The sequence below is a fragment of the Sorangiineae bacterium MSr11954 genome (genome assembly GCA_037157815.1).
Classification (GTDB): domain Bacteria; phylum Myxococcota_A; class Polyangia; order Polyangiales; family Polyangiaceae; genus Pendulispora; species Pendulispora albinea.
In genome coordinates, this window is sequence record CP089984.1 from 8,819,123 (window position 1) to 8,840,198 (window position 21,076).

Annotated in this window: 18 protein-coding genes; 8 read left to right on the plus strand and 10 right to left on the minus strand. The window is 66.5% G+C overall.

The features are described from left to right. Positions 1-40 precede the first annotated feature (40 nt). Positions 41-907: an aldo/keto reductase gene (locus LZC94_34335; GenBank protein WXB12916.1), complete on the plus strand. Its 867-nt coding sequence runs from the start codon at positions 41-43 to the stop codon at positions 905-907. On the opposite strand, the gene LZC94_34340 is transcribed toward LZC94_34335, so the two are convergent. Beyond that, positions 896-2,707 (minus strand): tryptophan 7-halogenase, encoded by a 1,812-nt coding sequence (locus LZC94_34340; protein WXB12917.1) that lies wholly within the window; start codon positions 2,705-2,707, stop codon positions 896-898. The genes LZC94_34335 and LZC94_34340 overlap by 12 nt on opposite strands. 47 nt (positions 2,708-2,754) lie before the next feature. Between LZC94_34340 and LZC94_34345 the strand changes: the two genes are divergently transcribed. The 5 genes from LZC94_34345 to LZC94_34365 all read left to right on the plus strand — a co-directional run bounded on the left by LZC94_34345 (position 2,755) and on the right by LZC94_34365 (position 5,773). Continuing rightward, positions 2,755-3,573 carry a hypothetical protein gene (locus LZC94_34345; GenBank protein WXB12918.1) on the plus strand — a complete coding sequence of 273 codons (819 nt, stop codon included), beginning with the start codon at positions 2,755-2,757 and terminating at the stop codon, positions 3,571-3,573. Then, positions 3,570-3,740, plus strand: coding sequence for a hypothetical protein (locus LZC94_34350; protein ID WXB12919.1), 171 nt, complete (start codon positions 3,570-3,572; stop codon positions 3,738-3,740). The genes LZC94_34345 and LZC94_34350 overlap by 4 nt, the downstream gene beginning before the upstream one ends. A gap of 167 nt (positions 3,741-3,907) precedes the next feature. Further along, on the plus strand, positions 3,908-4,840 hold the full coding sequence (locus LZC94_34355; protein ID WXB12920.1) for an alpha/beta fold hydrolase: 933 nt from the start codon (positions 3,908-3,910) through the stop codon (positions 4,838-4,840). A gap of 49 nt (positions 4,841-4,889) precedes the next feature. Next, positions 4,890-5,387: a hypothetical protein gene (locus tag LZC94_34360; GenBank protein WXB12921.1), complete on the plus strand. Its 498-nt coding sequence runs from the start codon at positions 4,890-4,892 to the stop codon at positions 5,385-5,387. 146 nt (positions 5,388-5,533) lie between these two features. Next, positions 5,534-5,773 (plus strand): hypothetical protein, encoded by a 240-nt coding sequence (locus tag LZC94_34365; GenBank protein ID WXB12922.1) that lies wholly within the window; start codon positions 5,534-5,536, stop codon positions 5,771-5,773. A gap of 340 nt (positions 5,774-6,113) precedes the next feature. Here the strand turns inward: LZC94_34365 and LZC94_34370 are convergent, their stop codons facing one another. Together LZC94_34370 and LZC94_34375 are read right to left on the minus strand one after the other, a co-directional pair. Next, positions 6,114-6,986: a polyphosphate kinase 2 family protein gene (locus LZC94_34370; protein ID WXB12923.1), complete on the minus strand. Its 873-nt coding sequence runs from the start codon at positions 6,984-6,986 to the stop codon at positions 6,114-6,116. Between the two features lie 47 nt (positions 6,987-7,033). Continuing rightward, positions 7,034-7,669 carry an XRE family transcriptional regulator gene (locus LZC94_34375; protein WXB12924.1) on the minus strand — a complete coding sequence of 212 codons (636 nt, stop codon included), beginning with the start codon at positions 7,667-7,669 and terminating at the stop codon, positions 7,034-7,036. 154 nt (positions 7,670-7,823) lie between these two features. Between LZC94_34375 and LZC94_34380 the strand changes: the two genes are divergently transcribed. Then, positions 7,824-8,063, plus strand: coding sequence for a hypothetical protein (locus tag LZC94_34380; protein ID WXB12925.1), 240 nt, complete (start codon positions 7,824-7,826; stop codon positions 8,061-8,063). Positions 8,064-8,073: 10 nt separating this feature from the next. On the opposite strand, the gene LZC94_34385 is transcribed toward LZC94_34380, so the two are convergent. The 3 genes from LZC94_34385 to LZC94_34395 are packed head-to-tail and all read right to left on the minus strand — an operon-like array spanning position 8,074 to position 12,339. Further along, positions 8,074-10,107 carry a protein kinase gene (locus LZC94_34385; protein ID WXB12926.1) on the minus strand — a complete coding sequence of 678 codons (2,034 nt, stop codon included), beginning with the start codon at positions 10,105-10,107 and terminating at the stop codon, positions 8,074-8,076. A 33-nt stretch (positions 10,108-10,140) separates the two neighbouring features. After that, complete coding sequence (locus LZC94_34390) at positions 10,141-11,334, minus strand: VWA domain-containing protein (GenBank protein WXB12927.1); 1,194 nt, start codon at positions 11,332-11,334, stop codon at positions 10,141-10,143. Positions 11,335-11,391: 57 nt separating this feature from the next. After that, a complete protein-coding gene (locus LZC94_34395) occupies positions 11,392-12,339 on the minus strand; it encodes a LysR family transcriptional regulator (protein ID WXB12928.1) in 948 nt (315 codons plus the stop codon). A gap of 64 nt (positions 12,340-12,403) precedes the next feature. On the opposite strand from LZC94_34395, the gene LZC94_34400 reads away from it, so the two are divergent. Next, the gene (locus tag LZC94_34400; protein ID WXB12929.1) at positions 12,404-13,207 is read left to right on the plus strand and encodes a type 1 glutamine amidotransferase domain-containing protein; all 804 of its coding nucleotides are present in this window, start codon (positions 12,404-12,406) and stop codon (positions 13,205-13,207) included. Between the two features lie 9 nt (positions 13,208-13,216). Here LZC94_34400 and LZC94_34405 read toward each other — a convergent pair whose 3' ends face one another. The 4 genes from LZC94_34405 to LZC94_34420 all read right to left on the minus strand — a co-directional run bounded on the left by LZC94_34405 (position 13,217) and on the right by LZC94_34420 (position 20,999). Beyond that, positions 13,217-15,412, minus strand: a complete 2,196-nt coding sequence (locus LZC94_34405) for a S9 family peptidase (GenBank protein WXB12930.1) — start codon at positions 15,410-15,412, stop codon at positions 13,217-13,219. A gap of 177 nt (positions 15,413-15,589) precedes the next feature. Then, a complete protein-coding gene (locus tag LZC94_34410; protein WXB12931.1) occupies positions 15,590-17,668 on the minus strand; it encodes a S9 family peptidase in 2,079 nt (692 codons plus the stop codon). 397 nt (positions 17,669-18,065) lie between these two features. Further along, entirely contained in the window at positions 18,066-20,417 is a 2,352-nt protein-coding gene (locus LZC94_34415) for a S9 family peptidase (protein ID WXB12932.1), read from the minus strand. A gap of 75 nt (positions 20,418-20,492) precedes the next feature. Continuing rightward, entirely contained in the window at positions 20,493-20,999 is a 507-nt protein-coding gene (locus tag LZC94_34420; protein ID WXB12933.1) for a hypothetical protein, read from the minus strand. Positions 21,000-21,076 lie beyond the last annotated feature (77 nt).

A 21,076-nucleotide genomic window follows, 5' to 3' on the forward strand; every position in this document is an offset into this window, starting at 1 on the left:
CTCGAGCAAGAGTTTTCTCTATCGTGGGAGCGACTTCGCCATGCAAACTCGACAACTCGGCCCCGATGGTCCCGTCGTAACGCGAATCGGCTTTGGCGCGATGCACCTGTCCTTGGCAGGGCGCCCCCGCGAAGAGGACGCGGTTCGCGCGCTGCACCTGGTGCTCGACAGCGGCGTCACCTTGATCGACACCGCCAACGTCTACTGCGTCGACGACTCCGACATCGGTCACAACGAGCGGATCATCGCGCGCGCCCTCGCATCGTGGGGCGGCGATCGCTCGCGCATCGTCGTGGCCACGAAGGGTGGGCTGCGGCGGCCCAAAGGCGCATGGACCTCCGACGCACGCCCCGAGGCCCTTCGCGCCGCGTGCGAGGCGAGCTTGCGCGACCTCGGACGCGACGTGATCGACGTGTACCAGCTGCACGCGCCCGACCCCAAGGTGCCGCTCGCCGACACCATGGGCGCCCTCGCCCGCCTGCGCGACGAGGGAAAGATCCGGCACGTGGGCGTCTCCAATTTCAGCGTGAAGGAGATCGAGACCGCGCGCGCCATCGTGCCCGTCTTGAGCGTGCAGAACCGATTCAGCCCCACCCGGCGCGACTCGGAGACCAACGGGGTGGTCGCCCACTGTGAAAAGCACGGCATCGCGTTCCTCCCCTACTCGCCCTTCGGCGGATCGAGCGCCGCCCCCACCTTGGGCACCGTGGGCTCCTTGGACCGCACGGCCGCAGGGTTCGGCGTCTCACCGCACCGCCTGGTCCTCGCGTGGATGCTGGCGAAGTTCCCGCATTTCTTCCCCATCCCCGGCGGCCGGCGCCTCGAGTCCATCCGCGACTGCGTGGGTGCCGATGGCGTGCAGCTCACCCAAGCCGACATCGCCAAGGTCGAAGCGTCATTCGGCTGACGTGCACGCGTTCCACATCGCGAGCGCGCGCGCCTCGATCGCGCGGCGCAGCTCCGCATCGAGAGGCCCCTCGATCCGCACGCGCGGCGCACCGTTGCCCGAGGTGACCCGAACCTCCACCCGCTCGATGGCCGCGCCGGCGAACTCTTGCCGCAGCTCCTTCGCGAGCCGCTTCCCGACCCGATCGAACACGCTTCGAACCATCGCGTCGTCGATGTCCTTGCAGAGGACCACGGTGGGAAAATTGAGCTCGCGCAGCACCACGTCGCGCTCCGCGAGGCCCGGCTCGCCCATGGTGCGCTCGAGCAGCGCGCCGAACACGCTGCCGTAGTTTCGCTGCACCTGCTCGCGCCGGAACGCCTCGTCCAGGCTCGGGCCGAGCCGGTTCTCGAGCTGACGCACGCCGCACAGCCCATTGGCGAAGAGGCCGTGGTTGTGCGCGAAGTACGCGCCCGATGCGCGCAGCCGCTCCCCCATGGCCACGAATTGCCGCGCCATGGAGCTCTGGGCCTGCAGGATGCGATCGGCGAAGCGAAGCTCCTCGTGCAGCCAATCCACGTCGCGGATCTTCCCCGCCAGAAAGGGCCACACCACCAAGTTGTAGTAGTTGTTGAAGTCGAGCAGGTACTTGAGGCGAAATACGTCGTAGCTGCCGAAGATGGGATAAAGATCGATGTAGAGCCGAATCGTCGATTCGTATTTGAATCGATAGTACGCGTCGTACGTCGCGACCTTCTTGCGCAGGCCGGCATCGTCGCCCTCGACGTCGGACGCGATCATCGAGGCGATGAACTCGTTGGCGGTGGCGATGAAGTCGGAGCCGGGGCTGTAGAATGGATCGGTGAAGGCGCCCGCCTCCCCGGTGATGGCCCAGCGGTCCTCGGAAAAATACACGTCCGACCAGTACGGAAGATGCGCGTATGCCTGGAAATCTTCGCCGATGGCTCCCTCCAGCAGCTCGCGCGCGGCGCGGTGCTCGCGCAGGAACGCTTCGAACGCCGGGCGGGTGCGCAGCCCGTCGCCGATGCGGCGCGTATCGTAGACGACCCCGACGCTCATGAGATCGCCCGCGAGCGGGATGAACCAGATCCAATAGCCGTCGTACATGAAGTGGTTCGTCGACAGGTGGCGCGAGGTCCATCGCACCCGCGCGCGCCAGCTCGGATCGGTGACCGCGTCCAACCCCGCGACATTTCGGTAGCGCCCCCACGCGGCGGCGGTCGCGAGCCGCTCTTCTTTGTGCACCTTGTTTCCGAGGTGGCGTTGAACGAGGTGCCGCCTCCCCGATGCATCGCACAGCCAACGGCACCGCACCTCGTGGCGCGCGCCGTTCTGTTCGTACGTTACCTGATGCGAGCCGGCGCCGCCGCGGATGGTGACATCGACCACCTTCGCCCCGAGTTGGACGTCGATCCCCAGCGCGCGATTCAAATCGACCAAGTCGCGCTCGAGGGAGGCACGTTCGAGCTGAAAACTCGGCCAATGCGGCATATGATCCGAGCCGATTTCGCTCATCTGTGAAAGAGGAAGGGACTTGCTCTCGTTGTCGAAGAAGAAACGGAGACCATTTTTCGGGAGCTGATGCTGGTACAGATACGTGCCGAGATTCAGGCGGGTGATCATGTAATGTGCAGCCACCTCCACGGTCGATTCACCGACCTTGAGGTTGTCGATCTCGGCGGCTCGTTCGAGCACCAGAATCGAGGTCGATGGCCGCTCGAGCTTGAGCTGCCGCGCGAGAAAAGCTCCCGCGATCCCACCCCCCACAACGACCACGTCGTACGATGTCATTTCATTCATCGCCGGTTTGAGCCTATGAAAGGGCACAACCTCTCCGGAGACAACCCATGACGAAGCCTATTCTCTCGCTGTTGCAGCCGTTGCCGTCTTCGCGCATCGCGAAGCTCCGCTCTTCTGGTAGGGCGCTTCTGTGTGCCGTCGTCCTCGTCGGGGGTCTCGCCTCCGTCGCGGGCTGCGAAAAGAAAGACGAGCAGCCGCCGCCGCAATACGGCGTGAACCAGCCGCCTCCGGGGCAGCCGGGTTACCCGCAGCAACAGCCGGGCTACCCGCAGCAACAGCCGGGTTACCCGCAGCAGCAGCCGGGCTACCCGCAACAACAGCCGGGTTATCCGCAGCAGCAACCGGGCTACCCGCAGCAGCCCGGTTACCCGCAACCGCAGCCGGGCTACCCGCAGCCGCAACCTGGCCAGCCGACCGGGCAGCCCGCGCCGGGGCAGACCGGCACCACCGGCGGCACCCCCACCGCGCCGGGCGTCGATCCCGCGCTGGTCGGTGCGCTCATGGCGCCGCTCGCGGCCAAATACGCGCCGGGCATGCAGGCCGAGGGCGCGCCCCTTACCGCGCAACTCGCCGAGGGTCAGAGCACCTCGATGACCATCAACATGCAGGCGGGCAAGTGCTACACGATCGTGGGCGTATCGCCCATCGGCGTGGGCGTGAAGGATCTCAACTTGAACCTTCTTCTGCCGCCCATGTACACGATGTCCGCCGGACAGGATAAGACGACGAGCAACGAGGCCGTCATCGGCGCCGCGCCGAACCCGACGTGCCCCATGGTGCCGTTCCCCGTGGCCTACAAGCTGGATGTGCGTGCGAACAAGGGCGCAGGAGTAGTCGCCGTCCAGGTCTACTCCAAGACGAAATGAGCGGCGGCTCGGGCGGCTCTCCGCCGAAGAACCCGGACGATCCGGTGATGGAGATCCGCTGCCCGACGTGCAAGGCGACCATCAAGGTCGCCTTGTCCGAGGCCGAAGCCACCATGAAGGTCAAATGCCCCAAAGGGCACGACGTACCCTTGGTGAAGATGGTTTGAGGAGCGCTTCACCGCGCGCGCGGCGCCCTTCGCCGCGCGCGGATCGCGCCTAGCCAGCCGAGCAGCGCAACGTGATACACACTTGACACGCGTATCACGTTGTATCACGTTGCAGCGCCATGCTCGGTCCCGCGGCGCCTCGGCGCGCCTTCACTCGTTTGGGGGTGATGGATCTCCATTGGGCCGAAATGGGCCGGGGTCGTCCGCTCGTGCTGTTGCACGGGCTCTCGGACTGCCACACCACCTGGTCCCGCGTCGCCCCGCGCCTGGCGAAGAACCGGCGGGTCATCATGCCGGATTTGCCGGGTCACGGCTTCTCGGGCCGGCCGCCCGAGGCTTACGATCTCGACTGGTACGCCGAGACGATGGCCAAGTGGATCCGAAGCCTTGGCCTCGATGAGTTCGACTTGGTGGGGCACTCTTTTGGCGGCGGCATCGCGCAGCGGCTCTTGCTCGAGTGCGGCTCGCAGGTGGGCCGGCTCGCGTTGGTGGCCAGCGGCGGGCTCGGACGCGAAGTGGGCTTACCACTGCGTTTTTTTGCGTCGTCGGGCTTGGTCGAGCGGTTTGGGCAGCCCTTCATGGGCCCCGGCACCCGCGTGGTGCTCAAGTACTTCGACATCCACGATCCGGGCGAAGCCGCCAACCTGGCGTGGTTGAACGCGCAGCCGGGCTCCGCGCGCGTCCTCTCGCGCACCGCGCGCGGGGTGATGGATTGGCGCGGCCAAACGCGGCATTTTCTCGACCGGGCCCACGAGCTCCGCCAGCTGCCGCCGACCATCGTTTTTTGGGGCGATCGCGATTGGATCGTGCCCTCGCAGCACGCGTCGGGCGTGCTCGACTACCTGGAGGGGCTCTATGTCGTTCAGTTCGCGGGCTGCGGGCACTTTCCGCACCGCGAGTGCGCCCAGGCGTTTGCCATTTCGCTCGAGGCTTTCCTCGATGCCGCCCACCATGAGCCGCCACGGCTTCGGCACGCGGGGCTGCTTCCGCCGTCCTCGCTGCGCCGTCCGTCGTTCTTGGCTCGATCGAGTGCCCGACTTCGGGCAGTCTGGGATCGAGTGGCCGCCGTGTTCGGCTTACGCCGGCCGCGTCTGGCGTAACGGCGGCGGCGACTTGACGCGTGATACGTCGCAGGTTATGTATCACGTCGTGACACAAAATGACGACCAGCGGGACAAGGGGGACGGCATGGAAGTCGACAGCCACGGTGATCACGAAGCCGGCGATTCGGAGCCGAAGAAAGAGCGCGTCTTGCACACGCGGGTGCCCGCGGTGCTCGAGCGCGAGCTCAAACGATTCGCGGACAACCTCCGGGTTCCCGTCTCGAACCTGGTGCGCACCATCCTGGAAGACGCGTTGAACGTGGCCGACGCGGCGACCGAAAACGTGGAGTCGCGGCTGCGCAAAGCGGCCAAGCAGCTCGAGCACGAGCGCGAGCGCCTCAAAGCCCGCGTCAAGTTCGATCCCCTGAAGGACATCTTCGCCTTCCAGCGCGTCACCCTCGCACAAGACGCCACCTGCGCCAAATGCGAGCGCGATCTCGCCGCCGGCGCGCACGCGAACCTGGGCCTATCCGACGAGCCCACGAACGGCAAGAAGAAGCCCCGCATCTTCGTCTGTGACGAGTGCCTCCCCGGCGCTCGCTGACTCTTCGAACTCGCTTCCAGCCTTAGTGCGAGCCGGCCCCGTGCTCGCAATTTGCCACGCGCGATCCCGCTCTGCTCGTTCGCTCTACGAACAGCGGGCCATGCATTTCCATCAACCCACACAACCCAGCAAAAGGAGAGGTTGTCATGAGCACGAACGAAACCCCGAGCACCGATTCCACCGAGAAGCCGGCCGCAGGCAGCGCCAGCGCCAACAAGAAAGGCGAAACGAGCTCCTTGGTCGATCTCATTTTCGACCTCGGCACCGAGTGGGCAACCTACGGCCTGGGCCTGGCCAAATCGGCGCTCGAGCAAAGCGCGAAGACGCTCGAGAAGCTCGCGGGCTCGATCGATGCGTTGAAGAAGCAGCTCGCCTCCAAGGCCTGATTCCCTACGTACCGCGACCGTCGGGGGGCGGTGAGCCGGGCAACGCCGGACTCCTTGCGGCGAGCCCCTCGAAGCTCACCGCCCCCCGACGGTCGCGGTACGGGTTCTCTCGACGGCCTCGTAAGCCGCGCGTGCAACTCACTCGTCCTCGAGGCGCTTTCGTAGAACGAGCAGCGTCTTTGTTCCTCGCGACCGAGTTGCGGATTGATCTCCCCGACATCGTACGCCGCGCGTGCGGATCACTCGTCCTCGAGGCGCTTTCGTAGAACGAGCAGCGTCTTTTGTTCCTCGCGACCGAGTTGCGGGTGATCTCCCCGACATCGTACGCCGCGCGTGCGGATCACTCGTCCTCGAGGCGCTTTCGTAGAACGAGCAGCGTCTTTTGCTCCTCGCGACCGAGTTGCGGGTAATCGAGATCGAGGCCCTTCAAGGTGCGGCGGATGATGTCGGCGACGGTCCAGCGCATGAAGGGCTTGTCGTCGGCGGGGATGGCATACCATGGGGCCCACGGGCGGGATGTTTCGTTCAGCACGTCCTCGTAGGTGTGCATGTACTCCGACCAGTGCTGGCGCTCGTCGATGTCCGCGGCTTGGAACTTCCAGTTGGCGGAGGCATCGTCGATGCGGGCGAGCAGCCGTTGTTTTTGTTCTTTCTTCGAGACGTTGAGCCAAAACTTCAAGACCACCGTGCCGTTGCGCGCGAGGTGCTTCTCGAAGTCGCGGATGGACTCGTGGCGCTCCCTCCAGAGCTTCGGGAGATCGGGCATGCGCGGCAGGCGCTGGCGCTCCAGATACTCCGGGTGCACGCGCACCGTGAGCACCTCTTCGTAGTGGCTCCGATTGAGCACGCCGATGCGTCCCCGCTCGGGCAAGCGTCGAACGATGCGCCAGAGGAAGTCGTGATCGAGCTCCTCGTCGGAGGGCGACTTGAAGGCCGCCACTTGACAGGCCGCGGGGTTGGTCCCCGTGAGCACCGCGCGGATCGTTCCATCTTTGCCGGCCGCGTCGATCGCCTGAAACACGCAGAGCAGCGAGTAGCGGTTGTCCGCATAGAGCTTCTTCTGCAGGCGCGCGATCTCCTCGACACACGCGGTAAGGCGCTCCTCGGCCTCCGCCTTGTCCGGCGCTCCTTTCGGCGGCGCGGTGCGCGTTCGCTTCACACGAAAGCTCCCGTCGAAGGGAACGGCGAAAGGGCTCTTCGGAAAATGGTGCATGGTGCAATCTATCGCACCGGCGGACGGCGGAGAAGCGCTCTATCTCCTCACCTCGCGTCGCGCGCGTACGTCATCACCAAGTACATGACCGTCTCGACGTCGCCCGGGTTCTCGTAAATGTGTGGCCGATCGGCCTCGAAGTAGATGGCGTCGCCGGTGGCGAGGGTGAAGCTCTCACGGTCGACCGTAAGCTTGAGCGCGCCGGCCTGCACGACCAAGTTCTCCGTCGTGCCCGGAGGGTGCGGATCGGCGTGCTCGGCGCCGTGCGCGGTCAGGCGTAGCTCGTAGAACTCGACCGCGCGGCGCGTGTCGAAGGGAAAGAGCGCGCGCGATCGGAAGGCGCCATCGCGCGACATGAGCATCCGCGCCCGCTCGAGCGGAAGGAGCGACACGCGCGGCGTGCTCCCCGCCCCGCCGAGCAGCGCCGAGAACGGCACATCCAGCGCGAGGGAGATCTTCCAGAGGACGTTGATGGTGGGCGTGCTCTGCCCGAGCTCCACCTGCCCCAACATGGCGCGGCTCACCCCCGATTGCTTGGCCAGGCGCTCGAGCGAGAGCCCGCGTTTGACGCGAAGCCGACGCAAGTTCGCCCCGACGATCGGCGTGAGATCCGGGGACGCATCAGGATGAGCGACTTCGCCGTCGTGCGGAAAACCACGGGGCGGATCCGTTCGAGGGGTCACGGCCAAGCGGGCATCCTATCGTAAAGCCTTCCGCCAACGCCGTGCATCCGGTCGTCCTCCACTATAACGAAGTTTTATTAGATAAAACGAAGGACTGTCAAGGCTGGTCCCTTTGCGGAGATGGCCCGGCGGCCCCATTTGTTACAGCCTGGAGATGGACAAAACGACTACGTCGGAAGCGTTCGATCGTCACACGTTCAGTGAACGCGCGCGGACCCTGCGGCACTCGTGCCCCGAGTGCGGCTCCATGATGCGCGGAACGGGCAAGATTTACTATCTGGCACGGACGCAGCGTTGGTTCGTCGAGTACCTCTGCGAGCGGGAGCAGGAGATCGTCCCGCTCTGGTCGCCGGACACGCAAAAGCTGGCCGAAGAGATCGCCGCCGACGGTTGAACGCGGCGACCTACGGCAACAAGGACTCTTTCACAACGGTGACATCGCCTTCGACCACGTCGACCTCGACGACCTTTTCGGCTTTGGGGTCCGTGGTCTTCAAGGTCAGGCGGTGCGTCCCCAACGAGGTCGCGCGCTTGTAGATGGGCGACGGGCCCAGCGACGATTTGCCATCGAGCACGTCATCGCACGCGGGATCGCAGATGACGGTGAGCCGTCCCTTTGGCGCGGGGGGCGCCGCTGCGCTTGCGGAGGGTCGGGGCAACGGGATCGGTGCGGGCGATGGTGCGGCCAACGCGACGGATGTTGCCGCGGGCAATTGCGGACGGGGCGTCACCGCCGGAAGGGTCGGAAGCGGTGTCGCCGTCGAGGGGGTCGCGGCAGATGTCGGAGCCGCAATCACCGTCGAGGGGGTCGGAACCGGTGTCACCGTCGAAGGGGTCGGAACCGGTGTCACCGCCGAAGGCGCAGCAACCGGCGGGGGCATCGGCGCCGCCGCAGCCGACAGCGCAGCCACCGGCGCGTCGATCGCGTTGGACCGACGCACCATGACCACGACCAGCACCGCAATGACGGCCACGGCCACCCCAAACACGACGAACAGAATCGCGGGCCCGATCCAGGGGCTGCGCGATCCCGAATCCGTATCGAAGAGCCCCCGCGGCCGGGGCGGCATTCCAATCGGCATCAACACGGGCGCCTGCGTCCCGCGACCGGACCCCGGCACCTGCGAAGTACGCGGCGCCCCGGGCACCGCCGACACCCGCGCCGCCCCAGGCACAGGCGACACCGGCGCCGCCGACACCCGCGCCGCCCCAGGCACAGGCGACACCGGCACCGCCGACACCCGCGCCGCCTCAGGCACAGGCGACACCGGCGACGCGCCCGGCAAATTCGGACTCTCGCTCGGCCGAAAGAGCAACGGCGGCGGCAAATCGTCGGGAATCGTATCCGACGGCAGACGAACGGCCCCCGACACGAACGGCGGCGCAAACGGCACCGCCGGTGTCGGCGCCACCGCGGCCGAAGCGCCCGAAGCGCTCGGGGCGACCGGCAGCACCGCATCGCGACGAAAGACGTGGGTCACATCGGCGGCGGTGAGCAGCCGGCTCTTCTTCCGCGGAAGCCGCTCGGGAAAGCTATGGAGCAAGTAGCGCGCGACCTCGTCGTCGGTCACCACCAACCCCTCCTTCACGAGCGCCTGATGGAGCGCCCGCGCCAGCGCCTTGGCGTTTTGCATGCGCGAGGCCGGATCGGGCGCCAACGTCTGGTGAATGAGCGCCTCCACCTCGGCCGGAAATCCGCGCACGGCCTCGGACAGCGGCGGCACGGCGTTGGCGTGGATCTTCGCGCGGATTTCGCCCTCGTCGGCTCCGCCGAAGAGGCGCCGCCCCGCGCACAGCTCCCAGAGCACCACCCCCAGTGAGAAAATGTCCACGCGCCGATCGAACGCCTCGCCCCGCAACAACTCGGGCGCGGTGTAGGCCATCGCACGGCCGACCATCATCTTCGCCTGCCCCGCCTCGCCCGGCGAAAGCGCCACGAATGGCGCAGAAGGCTCCAGCACCTTGGTCACGCCATCGTACGTGACCGCGATGCGATGCGGGGCCAGCCGCCCGTGCACCAGCCGCATCGGCTCACCCGTGGTGGCGTGCGTGAGCTCGTGAATGGCATCGAGCCCCAGCGCCGCATCGGCCACGATGCGGCACGCGATGTCCCAAGGCACCGGCACCTGGCGATGCCGCGCCAAGGTCAGGAGCTCTTTGGCGGTCTCGCCCAGCAAATACTCCGACGCCAGCCAGAGCATTCCCTCGGTCTCGCCCACGTCGAGCGTAGCGACCACATTGGGATGCTGAATGCGCGCCGAGGTGCGCGCCGATTGGAAAAAGGCGTGTCGAAACTCGCTGTCGCGCGAAAACCGCGCCTCCACCTCGAGGATCGACGACCAGCGCTGAAACGCGTTGGGGCCTTCGTACCGTGCAAGATGCAAAGGCCCGAAGGTCGAACGGCCCACCTCCTCGATGAGATGGTACCGTCCGACCATACGCGGGAGACCCTTCCCGGGAACCGTCTCCACTTAGGGATTGAAGTCCTGGGGTTGCTTCGCAGGCGGCGACGAGGACGTTGGCGGAGGCGGCAACTGCACCGTTCCCCCCTGGGTCGGCTTGACGGCGGCCGCGCGCGGCTTGTCGGCTCTTTGGTCGCTCCGCTTCTCGCTGCCTTTGTCTTTCGCTTCGCCCTTGTCGTTATCTTCAGATGTTTGCTTCTTTGGCGCGAGGGCATCGCCCTTCGTCACATCGAAGGTTGGGGGCGTATTGGGATCGCACCCGTGGGTGAATCCAGAGGCGTCGAATTCACTCACCAGCGATCCCGAGCGCTCTCCCTTTTTTTCGTCCTTCGCCTGCGCCTCGATCTTCACCGCGTGCTTTCCCGCGCGGGACGGAGAGCAATAACTCAAGAGATAATACGATTTCGTGGAGGCCTCGATCCGCTGCGCGATATCGTCGAACGATTTGACGACCTCTTGCTTGTTGTCCGTGCGCGACGTGCCATTTTTGCCCACGTCTTTGAGCTCGGACTCCTGCATCTCTTTGCCGAGCCCGATGGCGAAGACCTCGTACTTGCTGTCCTTGATGGCTTTTCGCATTTGGTCTTTGGTCACGCGGCCCGCCCGGTCGGTCCCGTCGCTGAAGACGACCAAGGTGCCGAATCGCATCGGGTGCTCGGCGCGGGAGAGCGCGCGATCGAGCTCGGCGAGGCCTTTGACCACGGCGCCATTCAAGTTGGTGCTGGGATCTTGCGGCTTGTACGAGAGGAGCCCGCGGATGGCACCTTTGGCGCCGCCGGGACTGCCGAACGGGGCCACCGGGTGGATCTCGGGGCTGCCGTCGAAGGTGTAGACCCCGACCTTGTGCGTCTTTTCCACGCGATCGGTGAACGCCGTCGCGGCGTCGACCAAGGTTTTGACGGCCTCCGGATCGGCGCTCACGCTGCCGCTCATGTCGATGAGCAGCAAGGTGTAGTGCGAGGCCGCCACCTCGGGGTTCAAAATGGTCTGCTTGCTTTCGTGCTCGGAGACCAGCGAGCCATCCTCGTAGATCCGAAACTGCTCGGCGGTCATTCCCCCCACCGGCTCACCGCCCGACGATTGGACTTTGAAATAGACGGCCACATTGCTGGGCCGGTTCTGCGTCGACTTGACGGGGGTCAGATTGAGGCCCCCACCGCAGCCAATGGACAAGGTGGAGAACAGCAGTGCAAGGGGAAGCACCAGGGGGGAGGTCCGAAGAAAAAGGGGACGAGCTTGCATGACGTGATGGCCCCGATTTTACGCCGAACCGAGTCTTCGAGGTAGCCGACGACCATCGGGTCGGGGAGAATCCGCGCCCGAAAGCAGCGCCTCCCGCACCACCTTCAGACGCGCCGTTTCGACGACACCCTTTCGCCACGCGAGATAGATCGTATTTCGCGCTCGAGTGCGCTTCGTCCCCGAAGGTCCAACGAGCACAACAGCTTTGGCCTTGATTGCATCTGCAACGAAATATTGCGGCAGCACGGCAATCGCCACGCCTTCGGTGGCCAGCGCCAGCATCTCGTCCAGGCTGGTGATCCGACAGATGATTTTGGGCGGCAAAGGCTCACCTCGGCCAAAGGCGCTCGCCCAATACGTGGCGTGCATGGCCAAGTCGTCGTCGAACACCACGAACGGGTGCTCGGCGAGCTCGCGCGCCGTTTCGGGTTTGCGCTTGAAGCGACGCGGGGATGCGACGGCGACGAACTCCTCGATGTACACGGGGTGCATCTCGAGCGCGGGTGCATCGAGGGTGCGCACGATGAGCGCGAGGTCGAGCTCTCCCTCGGTGAGCTGCCGGGTGAGCACGGAGGGGATGTCGAAGCGCGCATCGATGACCAGCTCCGGATAAGCCTCGAACAGCGCGAGGAGCCGCGGCCGCAGCCACATGCGCGAAAAGGGCCCCGGGCCGCCCAAGCGCACCCGCCCTCGGATCGCGCGCGAGTCGGAGGTGACCGCGAGGAGCGCGTCGTCGATCCGCGCAAAGGAGGCGCGCAGCTCGCGGACGAGCACCTGCCCTGCAGGGGTGAGCTGCGCGCGGCGCCCGACCCGCTCGAACAGCACGACGTCGAGCTGCGCTTGCAAGGTTCGAAGCTGGTGGCTCACCGCGGATGGGGTCACCCGAAGGCGCCGCGCGGCCTCGGCGAACGTGCGCGCCTGACCCACCTCGAGCAAGGTGCGGAGCAGCTCGTAATTGATGAACACTGCTCAACCATATCGTGACTTCGTTTCGCCAGATCGTACGATTCGCGTGGCGTAAGTAAGGGCCATGAAACTTCACGTATGGCTCTTGTTGGCGCTCGCCGTGCTGCTCGCGGCCTGCCGCGCCAACGATTCGAAGAGCCCGAGCGCAAACCTCACCAGCGCGAACCACGCAAAAGGAGCCGCCATGTCCCAAAAGATCCTCATCCTCGTCACCAGCCACGACCGCCTCGGCGAAACCGGAGAGAAGACCGGCTTCTGGCTCGAGGAGCTGGCCGCGCCCTACCGCGTCTTCGTGGAGGCGGGCGCGCACGTGGACATCGCGTCGCCCAAGGGAGGAAAGCCCCCCGCCGATCCGCGAAGCACGGAGAAACCCTCCGAGGACGTGCGCTGGTTCCTCGCGAACCCCGAGGCCACGCGCAAGCTCGACGCGAGCTTGGCCATCGACTCCATCCAAGGCGACTACGACGCCTACTTCGTGGTCGGCGGCCACGGGGTCATGTGGGATCTGGCCACGCACCCCGGGTCGAACAAGCTCCTCGGCGCGGCCTTCGATCGCGGCAAGGTGGTCGCCGCCGTCTGCCACGGCCCCGGCGCCCTCATCAACGTCCGCACCGCCAACGGCGACCCTCTGGTCAAAGGCCGCCGCGTCGCCGGCTTCTCCAACGAAGAAGAGCGCGCCGTGAAGCTCGACACCGTCGTCCCCTTCGCCCTCGAGTCCCGCCTGCGCGATCTCGGTGGCCTCTACGAGCGCGGCCCCAACTGGTCCTCCTTCGCCATCCGCGACGGCCGCCTCGTCACCGGCCAAAATCCGCAATCCTCGGCCCAAGCCGCCCGCGAAACCCTCGCCGCATTGTCCGCGGCGCGGTGATCGCTCGAGTCACGGTACCGACGACCGCGGCCCGTGCAAATGCTCGCGGAAGTATTCGGCCGTGCGCTTTTCCACGGCGGCGTGGGAGTCGGGATCCGTGACCATGTGCGTTTGGCCGATGAGGGGCATGAACTCCACGGGGCGGCCGGCGCGGGCCATGGCTTCGGCGAACTTGAGGGAGTGCAGGATGTAGACGTTGTCGTCGGCGGTGCCGTGGATGAGGAGGAGGGGTCGGATGGGGGCGGTGGGGCTCGGGGGGCGCGCCGCCCAGGTGAGGAGCGAGGCCGGGGTGTAGTCGGGGTTCGGGGGTACGCCGAGGAAGCGCTCGGCGAAGGCGTCGTAGTCGGCGGGGTCGGCGACGGGGGCGCCGGCGACGCCGACTTTGAAGACGTCGGGACGGCGAAGGATGGCCATGGCGGAGGAATAGCCGCCGTGCGACCAGCCGTAGATGCCCACGCGGGAGGCGTCGATGGCGGGGTACTTCTTCGCCAGCTCGGCGATGGCTTCGGCGTGGCCTTCGATGCTCAGGGTGTCGTAGCGGTGAAGAAACGCGCGCTCCCAGTTTCGGCCCCGGCGCGGGGTGCCGTAGCCGTCGATGATGGCGACGATGGATTGCGTGGTGTCCGCCAGCCATTGCTCCGCGAGGTAGCGGTGCGCGTCGGCATAGACTTGGTTGGACCACGAGCCACCGTAAATGTGATCGAGCAGCGGGTAGCGGCGCTGCGGATCGAAGGAGCGCGGGCGCACCAGCGCCACGCGGAACGAGTCCTTGCCGATGGTCGTGAACTCGATGTTCGCCTTGAAGGGCGGCGCCTCGGCCACCGAGGGTATCGGGATGTTCACCGACCCATCCACCGAGCGCACGCCAAAGCGCCGCTCGGCCCCTTGCGTTGCCTCGCCAAAACCGTAGATGCGCGGGTGGTCGCCGAAGCTGGCCAGAAAACGGCCGTCGGTGTTCTTCGAGATGGATTGCGGCGCGCCGCCGTCGAACGGCACCGCCCAGAGCTCGTCGCGAATGGGCTCGGACGATGCCGTGATGTACGCCACCTTTTTCTCGGCATCGACGCCGACCAGGGCCCGATAGCCCACCGACGGCGCCGCGACGGTGGAGAGCTTCGCCCCCTGGCGATCGTGGAGCTCGAGCTCCCACGAACCATTGCGCTCCGTCGACCAGAGAAAGGCGCTGCCGTCCGGCAGCCAGCGCGGCACCGACACCTCTTCACCGAGCCACGCCGCGTCGGTCTCCGTGAGGAGCGGCTTGGTGCCGAGGGTGCCCGCACCCGCGGCCGTCTCGACGGCCAAGAGCGCGCTGTGCCGGAAGGGGCGATCGATGACATTGAGGGTCGGCGGGGCGTTCTTCGTCCAGGTCACGGAAAAGAGGTACGGATAACGCTCGCTGTCCCACGTCACCTTGCGCACCGGCCTCCCGGGGTTGCGCACGGAGGCGATGGCCAATCGCACGATGGCCTGCGGCTTTCCGGTCTTGGGGTACGCGATCACCTGCGCGGGAGCATCGGGCCGCCCCGGATCGGCGAGCGCCCATTTGGGGACCGCCGAGAGATCGGCGTCCTCGTAGAGGATTTCGCTGCTGTCGGGCGACCACCAGAAGCCTCGCAAGCGCGCGAACTCCTCCTGCGCCATGAACTCCGCCACCCCGTGCGGATTGGTCTCGGTGCCGCCGCGCGTGATGGCCGTCTCCTTGCCGCCTTTGAGCGGCACCACATAGACGTCGTTGCTCCGCGCGTACGCGACCTTGGTTCCGTCGGGCGAGAGCTGCGGATCGATGAGCGAGCCCGGGCCCGTGGGGAGCTCGTGGGCCTTGCCCGTGGCGCGCGTCCAAGCATAGAGCCGCCCGGAGAGACCGACCACGATGACCGAGCCATCGCTCGTCGCTTGAAACGAGGTGAACCCACCGACGCGAATGCGCTGCCGCTCCCGCCGCGCTTTCTCCTCGGCCGAGATCTTCTCCTCCCCAGGAGCGAGCGACTCCGGACGAAGCAGCTCGCGGATGGCACCCGTCGCGATCTCCACCTCCCAGAGCGAGTTTCGCGGCTCGCGCGCGGGGGAGCGCAGGAAAAACGCGTAGCGCCCGTCCTCCGTTGGCGTGATGCTCTTGGGCTCACCGAGCGTATAGCGGCGCGTGATGGCGTAGCTCCGCGGAAAGTCCGTGGAGATGGGCTCGAACGAAGGCGTCGCCGGCGCCAACGAAGATGCAGAAGATGCGGAAACTGACGCCGAGCTCGGAGTTTGCAACGACGCCGGCGAGGGTGCACGCGGCGGCGGCGCGTCCCCTCCCGCGCACGCGCTGAGGATCGTAACCACGAATGTCGCGGGGAGCGCAGCCAGCTCTGTTCGGAGGTGCATGGGGCGGCGTGAGGGTAACTAGTTCTTCGATGCGTGCAAATGCTCGCGGAAGTACTCGGCGGTTCGCTTTCGTACGGCCGCGATGGACTCCGGAGCGGAGACCATGTGCGTCTGACCGCCGAGGGGCATGAACTCCATGGGACGCCCGCCGCGGGCCATCGCTTCGGCGAACTTCAAGCCGTGGAGCAAATAGACATTGTCGTCGGCCGTGCCATGAATCCACAAAATGGGACGCGCGGGCGCCGCAGGGGTGGGAGGCTTTGCGGCCCAGAGAAGAAGCGACGCATCATCGTACGCCTTGTTGGGCGGCGTCCCGAGGAAGCGCTCCAGAAGCGCGTCGTAGTCCGCCATATCGGCCACCAACGCACCGGCCACCGCCGCCTTGAACACATCCGGACGCCGCAAAATGGCCATGGCCGAGTAGTACCCCCCGCCCGACCACCCGTAGATGCCCACGCGCGACACATCGAGCTCCGGAAATTTCTGACCGAGATCGGACAGCGCCTCGGCGTGCCCCACGATGGGCAGATCGCCGAAGCGATCGCGGAACGCGCGTTGCCATGCGCGCCCGCGGTACATGGTTCCACGGGAGTCGATCATGACCACCACCGCTTGCACCGTGTCGGCGAGCCATTGTTGATCGAGATAACGCTTGGCGTCGGAGACGACCATGTTGTTGATAGGACCCCCGTAAATATTATCGATCACCGGATACCGTCGCTTGGCGTCGAAGTTCCGCGGGCGAACGAGCGCCACCCGGACATCGTCTTTGCCAACCGATGCGTATTCGATATTGGGCGCGAACGGCGGAGCCTTTGCCACCGACGGGATCGCGATGTTCACAGCGCCATCGACCGAGCGCACCCCGAAGCGATGCTCCGCGCGCACGGTCGCCTCGGAGAAGGCGTAGAGCTGCGTGCTGTCGCCAAAGCTCGCCCAGACGGTCGCTTCGGTGTTGCGAAACACGGGCCGCGGTGCGCTGCCATCGAACGGCGCCGCCCACACTTCCCCGCGGTTCGGCTCATTGGAGGCGGCCACATACGCGACCTTCTTCACCGGATCGACGGCGTTCACGTGGCGGTAGCCCATGCTGCGCGGCACCACCGTGGATGTCTTGGCCCCGTGCGCATCGTGGAGCTCCAGCTCCCATCCGCCGCTCCGCTCCGTCGCCCAGAGAAAGCCGCTTCCATCCGGGAGCCAGCGCGGCACCGAAGGATCGATCTCGAGCCATGCGGAGTCCTCCTCGGTGAGGAGCACCTTGGTGCCCCCGGTCGCCGGATCGATTGCCAAAAGCGCGCCATGCTGCTCGGCGCGATCGCGCACATAGATCGTAGGGGGAGCGTTCTTGGACCATACGACCTTGGTCAAATAGGGATAGCGCGCGCCGTCCCACGTGATCTTGCGCGGCGGCTTCGCGGCGCCCGCGCGCGCGTCCGCGATGGCCAGGCGCACGGTGGCGTGGGGCGCGCCCACCTTGGGGTAGGCGATGATCTGCGCGGGGGCTTCAGGGTGCGCCGGATCGGCCAAGGTCCACTTGGGCACCGCGGAGAGATCCGCGTCTTCGTACAGAATGGAGTTGCCGTCGGGCGACCACCAGAACCCGCGCGAGCGCTCGAACTCCTCCTGCGCCATGAACTCGGCGACGCCGTGCGGGTTCGTCTCCGTACCGCCGCGCGTCACGGCCGTCTCTTTTCCTCCGGCCAGCGGCACCACGTAGACATCGTTGTTGCGCACATAGGCGAGCTTCGTCCCGTCGGGGGAGAGATGCGGATCGATGGTGCCCGGGGACACCGGGAGCTCGCGCGCCTTGCCGGTCGCGCGCGTCCAAACGAAGAGCCGCCCGGACAGGCCCACCACGACGGCCGAGCCATCGCGCGTCGCCTCGAACGATGTGAAACCACCACTGCGAACGCGCGCCCGCTCGCGCCGCGCTTTCTCCTCCGCCGAGACCACCTCCGGACCTTGGAGAAGCGCATCCGGGCGAAGCACTTCGCGCAGGGTTCCCGTTGCGACATCCACCTCCCAAAGGGTGTTTCGGGGATCGTCGCCGGGAGACCTCAGAAAAAAGACGTAGCGCCCGTCCTCCGTGGGCACCATCCGCGCGGGCTCTCCCACCTTATAGCCGCGTGTCTTGGCGAACTCCCTCGGGAAATCCAATGAAATGGGCGCTTGCTCGACAGGTGCGGCTGCCAGCGCGGGGCTCCCAGCCGATGCCGTCGTGCGGGTATTCGGTGACGAAGGCGCCATGAGGTTGGGCTCGGGCGATGATCCGCCTGCGCTCGCACACGCACTGGCCAAGACAGATGCACACAAAGGCAAAAGAACGCCGCGGCGCACGCGGCACGCACAAGGGTTGGTCATGTCATGTTCGACGATACCGATTTGATTGTTCTTGGGAACAACCTCCTCCATCGGAAACGAACGATTCCCACGACTGGGAACGAATCTCGGAATTGGGAACTTTCCCAGAATTGGGACGACGCTATTTTACGCGCTAGGGACTCGTTGCATCGCGCAGGTGCTCGCGGAAGAACTCCGCGATGCGCTTGTTGGCGGCCGCCATGGCGTCGGGGTCGGAGACCATATGGGTTTGCCCGCACAGCGGCATGAACTCCATGGGCCGCCCCGCGCGGGCCATGGCCTCGGCGAACTTGAGCGCGTGAAAGAAATAGACATTGTCGTCGGCCGTACCGTGAATCAAAAGAAGCGGACGCGCCGGCGCAGAGGCGGTGGGCGGGCGCGCGGCCCACGTAAGGAGCGAACCATCCTCGTAGCCCTTGTTGGGGTACGCGCCGAGGATCTCCTCCATGACCGCGTCGTAGTCGCTCAAATCGGCCACGCTCGCCCCGCTGACGGCAGCCTTGAAGACATCCGGGCGCCGAAGGACCGCCATGGCGGAGAAGTATCCCCCGGCGGACCAACCAAAGATGCCCACGTGCGCGCCATCCATCTCCGGGTACTTCTTCGCGAGCAACGACAGCGCCTCGGCGTGCTCTTCGACCGGCAGCTGGCCGAAGCGATCGCGAACGGCGCGCAGCCACGCCCGATCGCGGTTCACGGTGCCGCGCGCATCGAGCGAGACGACGATGGCGTCGGCCGCGTCTGCGATCCATTGCGCTTCGAGGTAACGCTTGGCGCCGGCGGTCACCATCACGCCGGCGGGCCCGCCGTAGATGTTGTCGATCACCGGATAGCGACGCTTGGGATCGAAGGTGCGCGGCCGCAAAATCACGACCTGCACGGCGTCCTTTCCCACCGTGGTGTACTCGATGTTCGGTAGAAAGGGCGGCTCCTTGGCGGAAGACGGTATGGCCACGTTCACGGCGCCATCCACGGAGCGCACGCCGAAGCGATTGTCCCCGCGCATGGTCCCCTCGTAGAACGAAAAGACGTGACCGCCGCCATCGAAGTTGGCGAACACCGTCCCCTCCGTGTTTCGAAACACGGCCCGGGGCGCTCCTCCGTCGAAGGGCGCCGCCCAGAGCTCGACCCGCTTTGGATCGCCCGAGGCTGCAACATAGGCGATTCGCTTTTCGGCATCGACGCCGCGAAGCGCGCGGTAGCCCATCGCGGGCGCCGTGACGGTGGACGTCTTTGCGCCGGTTCGATCGTGGAGCTCCAGCTCCCATGCGCCATGGCGCTCGGTCGACCAGAGAAAGCCGCTACCATCGGGGAGCCAGCGCGGCACGGACGTGTCGGTCCCGAGCCACGCGGAGTCTTCCTCGGTCAAGAGCACGCGCGTGGTCCCCGTGTCGGGATCCACCGCCAAGAGCGCGCCGTGCTGCCATGCGCGGTCCTCCACATAGAGGGTGGGGGGCGCGTTCTTCGTCCACACCACCCGCATCAAATACGGATAGCGCCCGATATCCCACGTCACCTTGCGCGCCGGTGCTCCTGCGGCACCCGCGGCGCCGGCGGCCCCCGCAGCAGCGGCCCCGAGCCGCGCCAAGGCCAGGCGAACGACGGCGTGCGGCGCGCCCGTCTTGGGGTACGCGACGGTCTGCGCGGGGTTCTCCGGGTGCGCCGGATCGACGAAGGTCAGCTTTGGAACGTTCGAAAGGTCGGCCTCTTCGTACAAGATCGCCCGGCCGTCCGGCGACCACCAAAAGCCGCGATGGCGCCCGAACTCCTCCTCCGCCAGAAACTCCGCCACCCCGTGCGGGTTCGTCGCCGTGCCCCCGCGCGTGACTGCGCTCTCCGTGCCGCCCGCGAGCGGCACGACGTACACATCGTTGTCGCGCACGTACGCGACCTTGGTCCCGTCCGGCGAGAGATGGGGATCCATCGCGCCTTTGCCCACCGGGAGCTCGCGCGTCTTTCCGGTCGCCCGCGTCAGCGCAAACAGCCGCCCCGAGAGCCCCACGACCAAGACCGAGCCATCGGCGGTCGCCTCGAACGACGTAAAGCCGCCGCCCCGGATGCGCGCGCGCTCGCGCCGCGCTTTTTCCTCGGGCGAGAGCGCCTCTTTGCCGGCCAACAAGGCGTCGGGGCGGAGCAGCTCGCGGACGGCCCCCTTGGCGACGTCGACCTCCCAGAGCGCGCTTCGGGGATCGTCGGGGCCAACGGGCTTCAGGAAAAAGACGAAGCGCCCATCCTCGGTGGGCGTCGCACGGCGCGGCTCCCCCAAGGTGAACCCGTTCGATTGCGCCAGCGCATAGGGAACATCCTTGGATATGGGCGGCAGCTGCGCAAAAGAAGGCGCGCGCTCGCCACCCACCGCAGGTGAGGTCCCCGGCGCGACCCCCGGCACCGGCCCGACCTTGGTCGATGGCGATCCCCCGCCCGCGCACGCGCTCAGCGCACACACTGCGAACACGAGCTTCCCACTTCGCACGATCTCGGACATTCGTCCTTAACCTACGAACTCTGGCGTCGCGCCCTTTAGGCTCGAGCTACGGATTTGCATCCGAACCGCGGAATTTCAGTCACCGAGCACCGAGTGCATGATGCCGCGCGACGGACCGCTGGCGTCGCGCAGCTCGGGGTGGGTGGTGAGCATGCGCACACAGCGATTCCAGCGGAGAATGGGATCGGCCGCCGAGTCGGGCGGTGCGAGCTGCTCGGCGCGCGCATAGAGCTCGAGCGCCGTTTCGAAGGACACGGTGGCGTTGTGTGCCTGCCCTTGCTCGAGCTGGGCCTTGGCGCAGCGCTCGTGGGCAATGCCTGTATAGTACACGCGGTCGTATTCACTGTCGAGGCGCTCGAAGACCTCCAGCGCCTCGTCGAAGACGCGCAACCACGCGTTGTGCATTTGGTCCGTCAGCGCCAGCCCCAGGAGCTTGAGCGCGCCCGCGTGATCGGCGTCGACGGCGAGCACGTCGCGGCAGATGCTCTCCGCCTCCTCGGGCTGATTGAGTTCGCGGTAGTGATCCGCTTTGACGAGCGCTTGCTCGATGCTATTCCCCGGTAGCCGTTTGAGCTCGTACATGCGCTCATGGTACGGCCATTTGCAGCCAGGCGCCCCCTCGTTCCCATCGGGCCAATCGGGCGCGCCCCAGCCTGCAT

Coding starts and splice junctions, on each gene's coding strand:
- LZC94_34335 (WXB12916.1), top strand. CDS start 41: ATGCAAACTCGACAACTCGGCCCCGATGGTCCCGTCGTAACGCGAATC.
- LZC94_34340 (WXB12917.1), bottom strand. CDS start 2,707: ATGAATGAAATGACATCGTACGACGTGGTCGTTGTGGGGGGTGGGATC.
- LZC94_34345 (WXB12918.1), top strand. CDS start 2,755: ATGACGAAGCCTATTCTCTCGCTGTTGCAGCCGTTGCCGTCTTCGCGC.
- LZC94_34350 (WXB12919.1), top strand. CDS start 3,570: ATGAGCGGCGGCTCGGGCGGCTCTCCGCCGAAGAACCCGGACGATCCG.
- LZC94_34355 (WXB12920.1), top strand. CDS start 3,908: ATGGATCTCCATTGGGCCGAAATGGGCCGGGGTCGTCCGCTCGTGCTG.
- LZC94_34365 (WXB12922.1), top strand. CDS start 5,534: ATGAGCACGAACGAAACCCCGAGCACCGATTCCACCGAGAAGCCGGCC.
- LZC94_34370 (WXB12923.1), bottom strand. CDS start 6,986: ATGCACCATTTTCCGAAGAGCCCTTTCGCCGTTCCCTTCGACGGGAGC.
- LZC94_34380 (WXB12925.1), top strand. CDS start 7,824: ATGGACAAAACGACTACGTCGGAAGCGTTCGATCGTCACACGTTCAGT.
- LZC94_34385 (WXB12926.1), bottom strand. CDS start 10,107: ATGGTCGGACGGTACCATCTCATCGAGGAGGTGGGCCGTTCGACCTTC.
- LZC94_34400 (WXB12929.1), top strand. CDS start 12,404: ATGAAACTTCACGTATGGCTCTTGTTGGCGCTCGCCGTGCTGCTCGCG.
- LZC94_34410 (WXB12931.1), bottom strand. CDS start 17,668: ATGGTGCCCACGGAGGACGGGCGCTACGTCTTTTTTCTGAGGTCTCCC.
- LZC94_34415 (WXB12932.1), bottom strand. CDS start 20,417: ATGTCCGAGATCGTGCGAAGTGGGAAGCTCGTGTTCGCAGTGTGTGCG.
- LZC94_34420 (WXB12933.1), bottom strand. CDS start 20,999: ATGTACGAGCTCAAACGGCTACCGGGGAATAGCATCGAGCAAGCGCTC.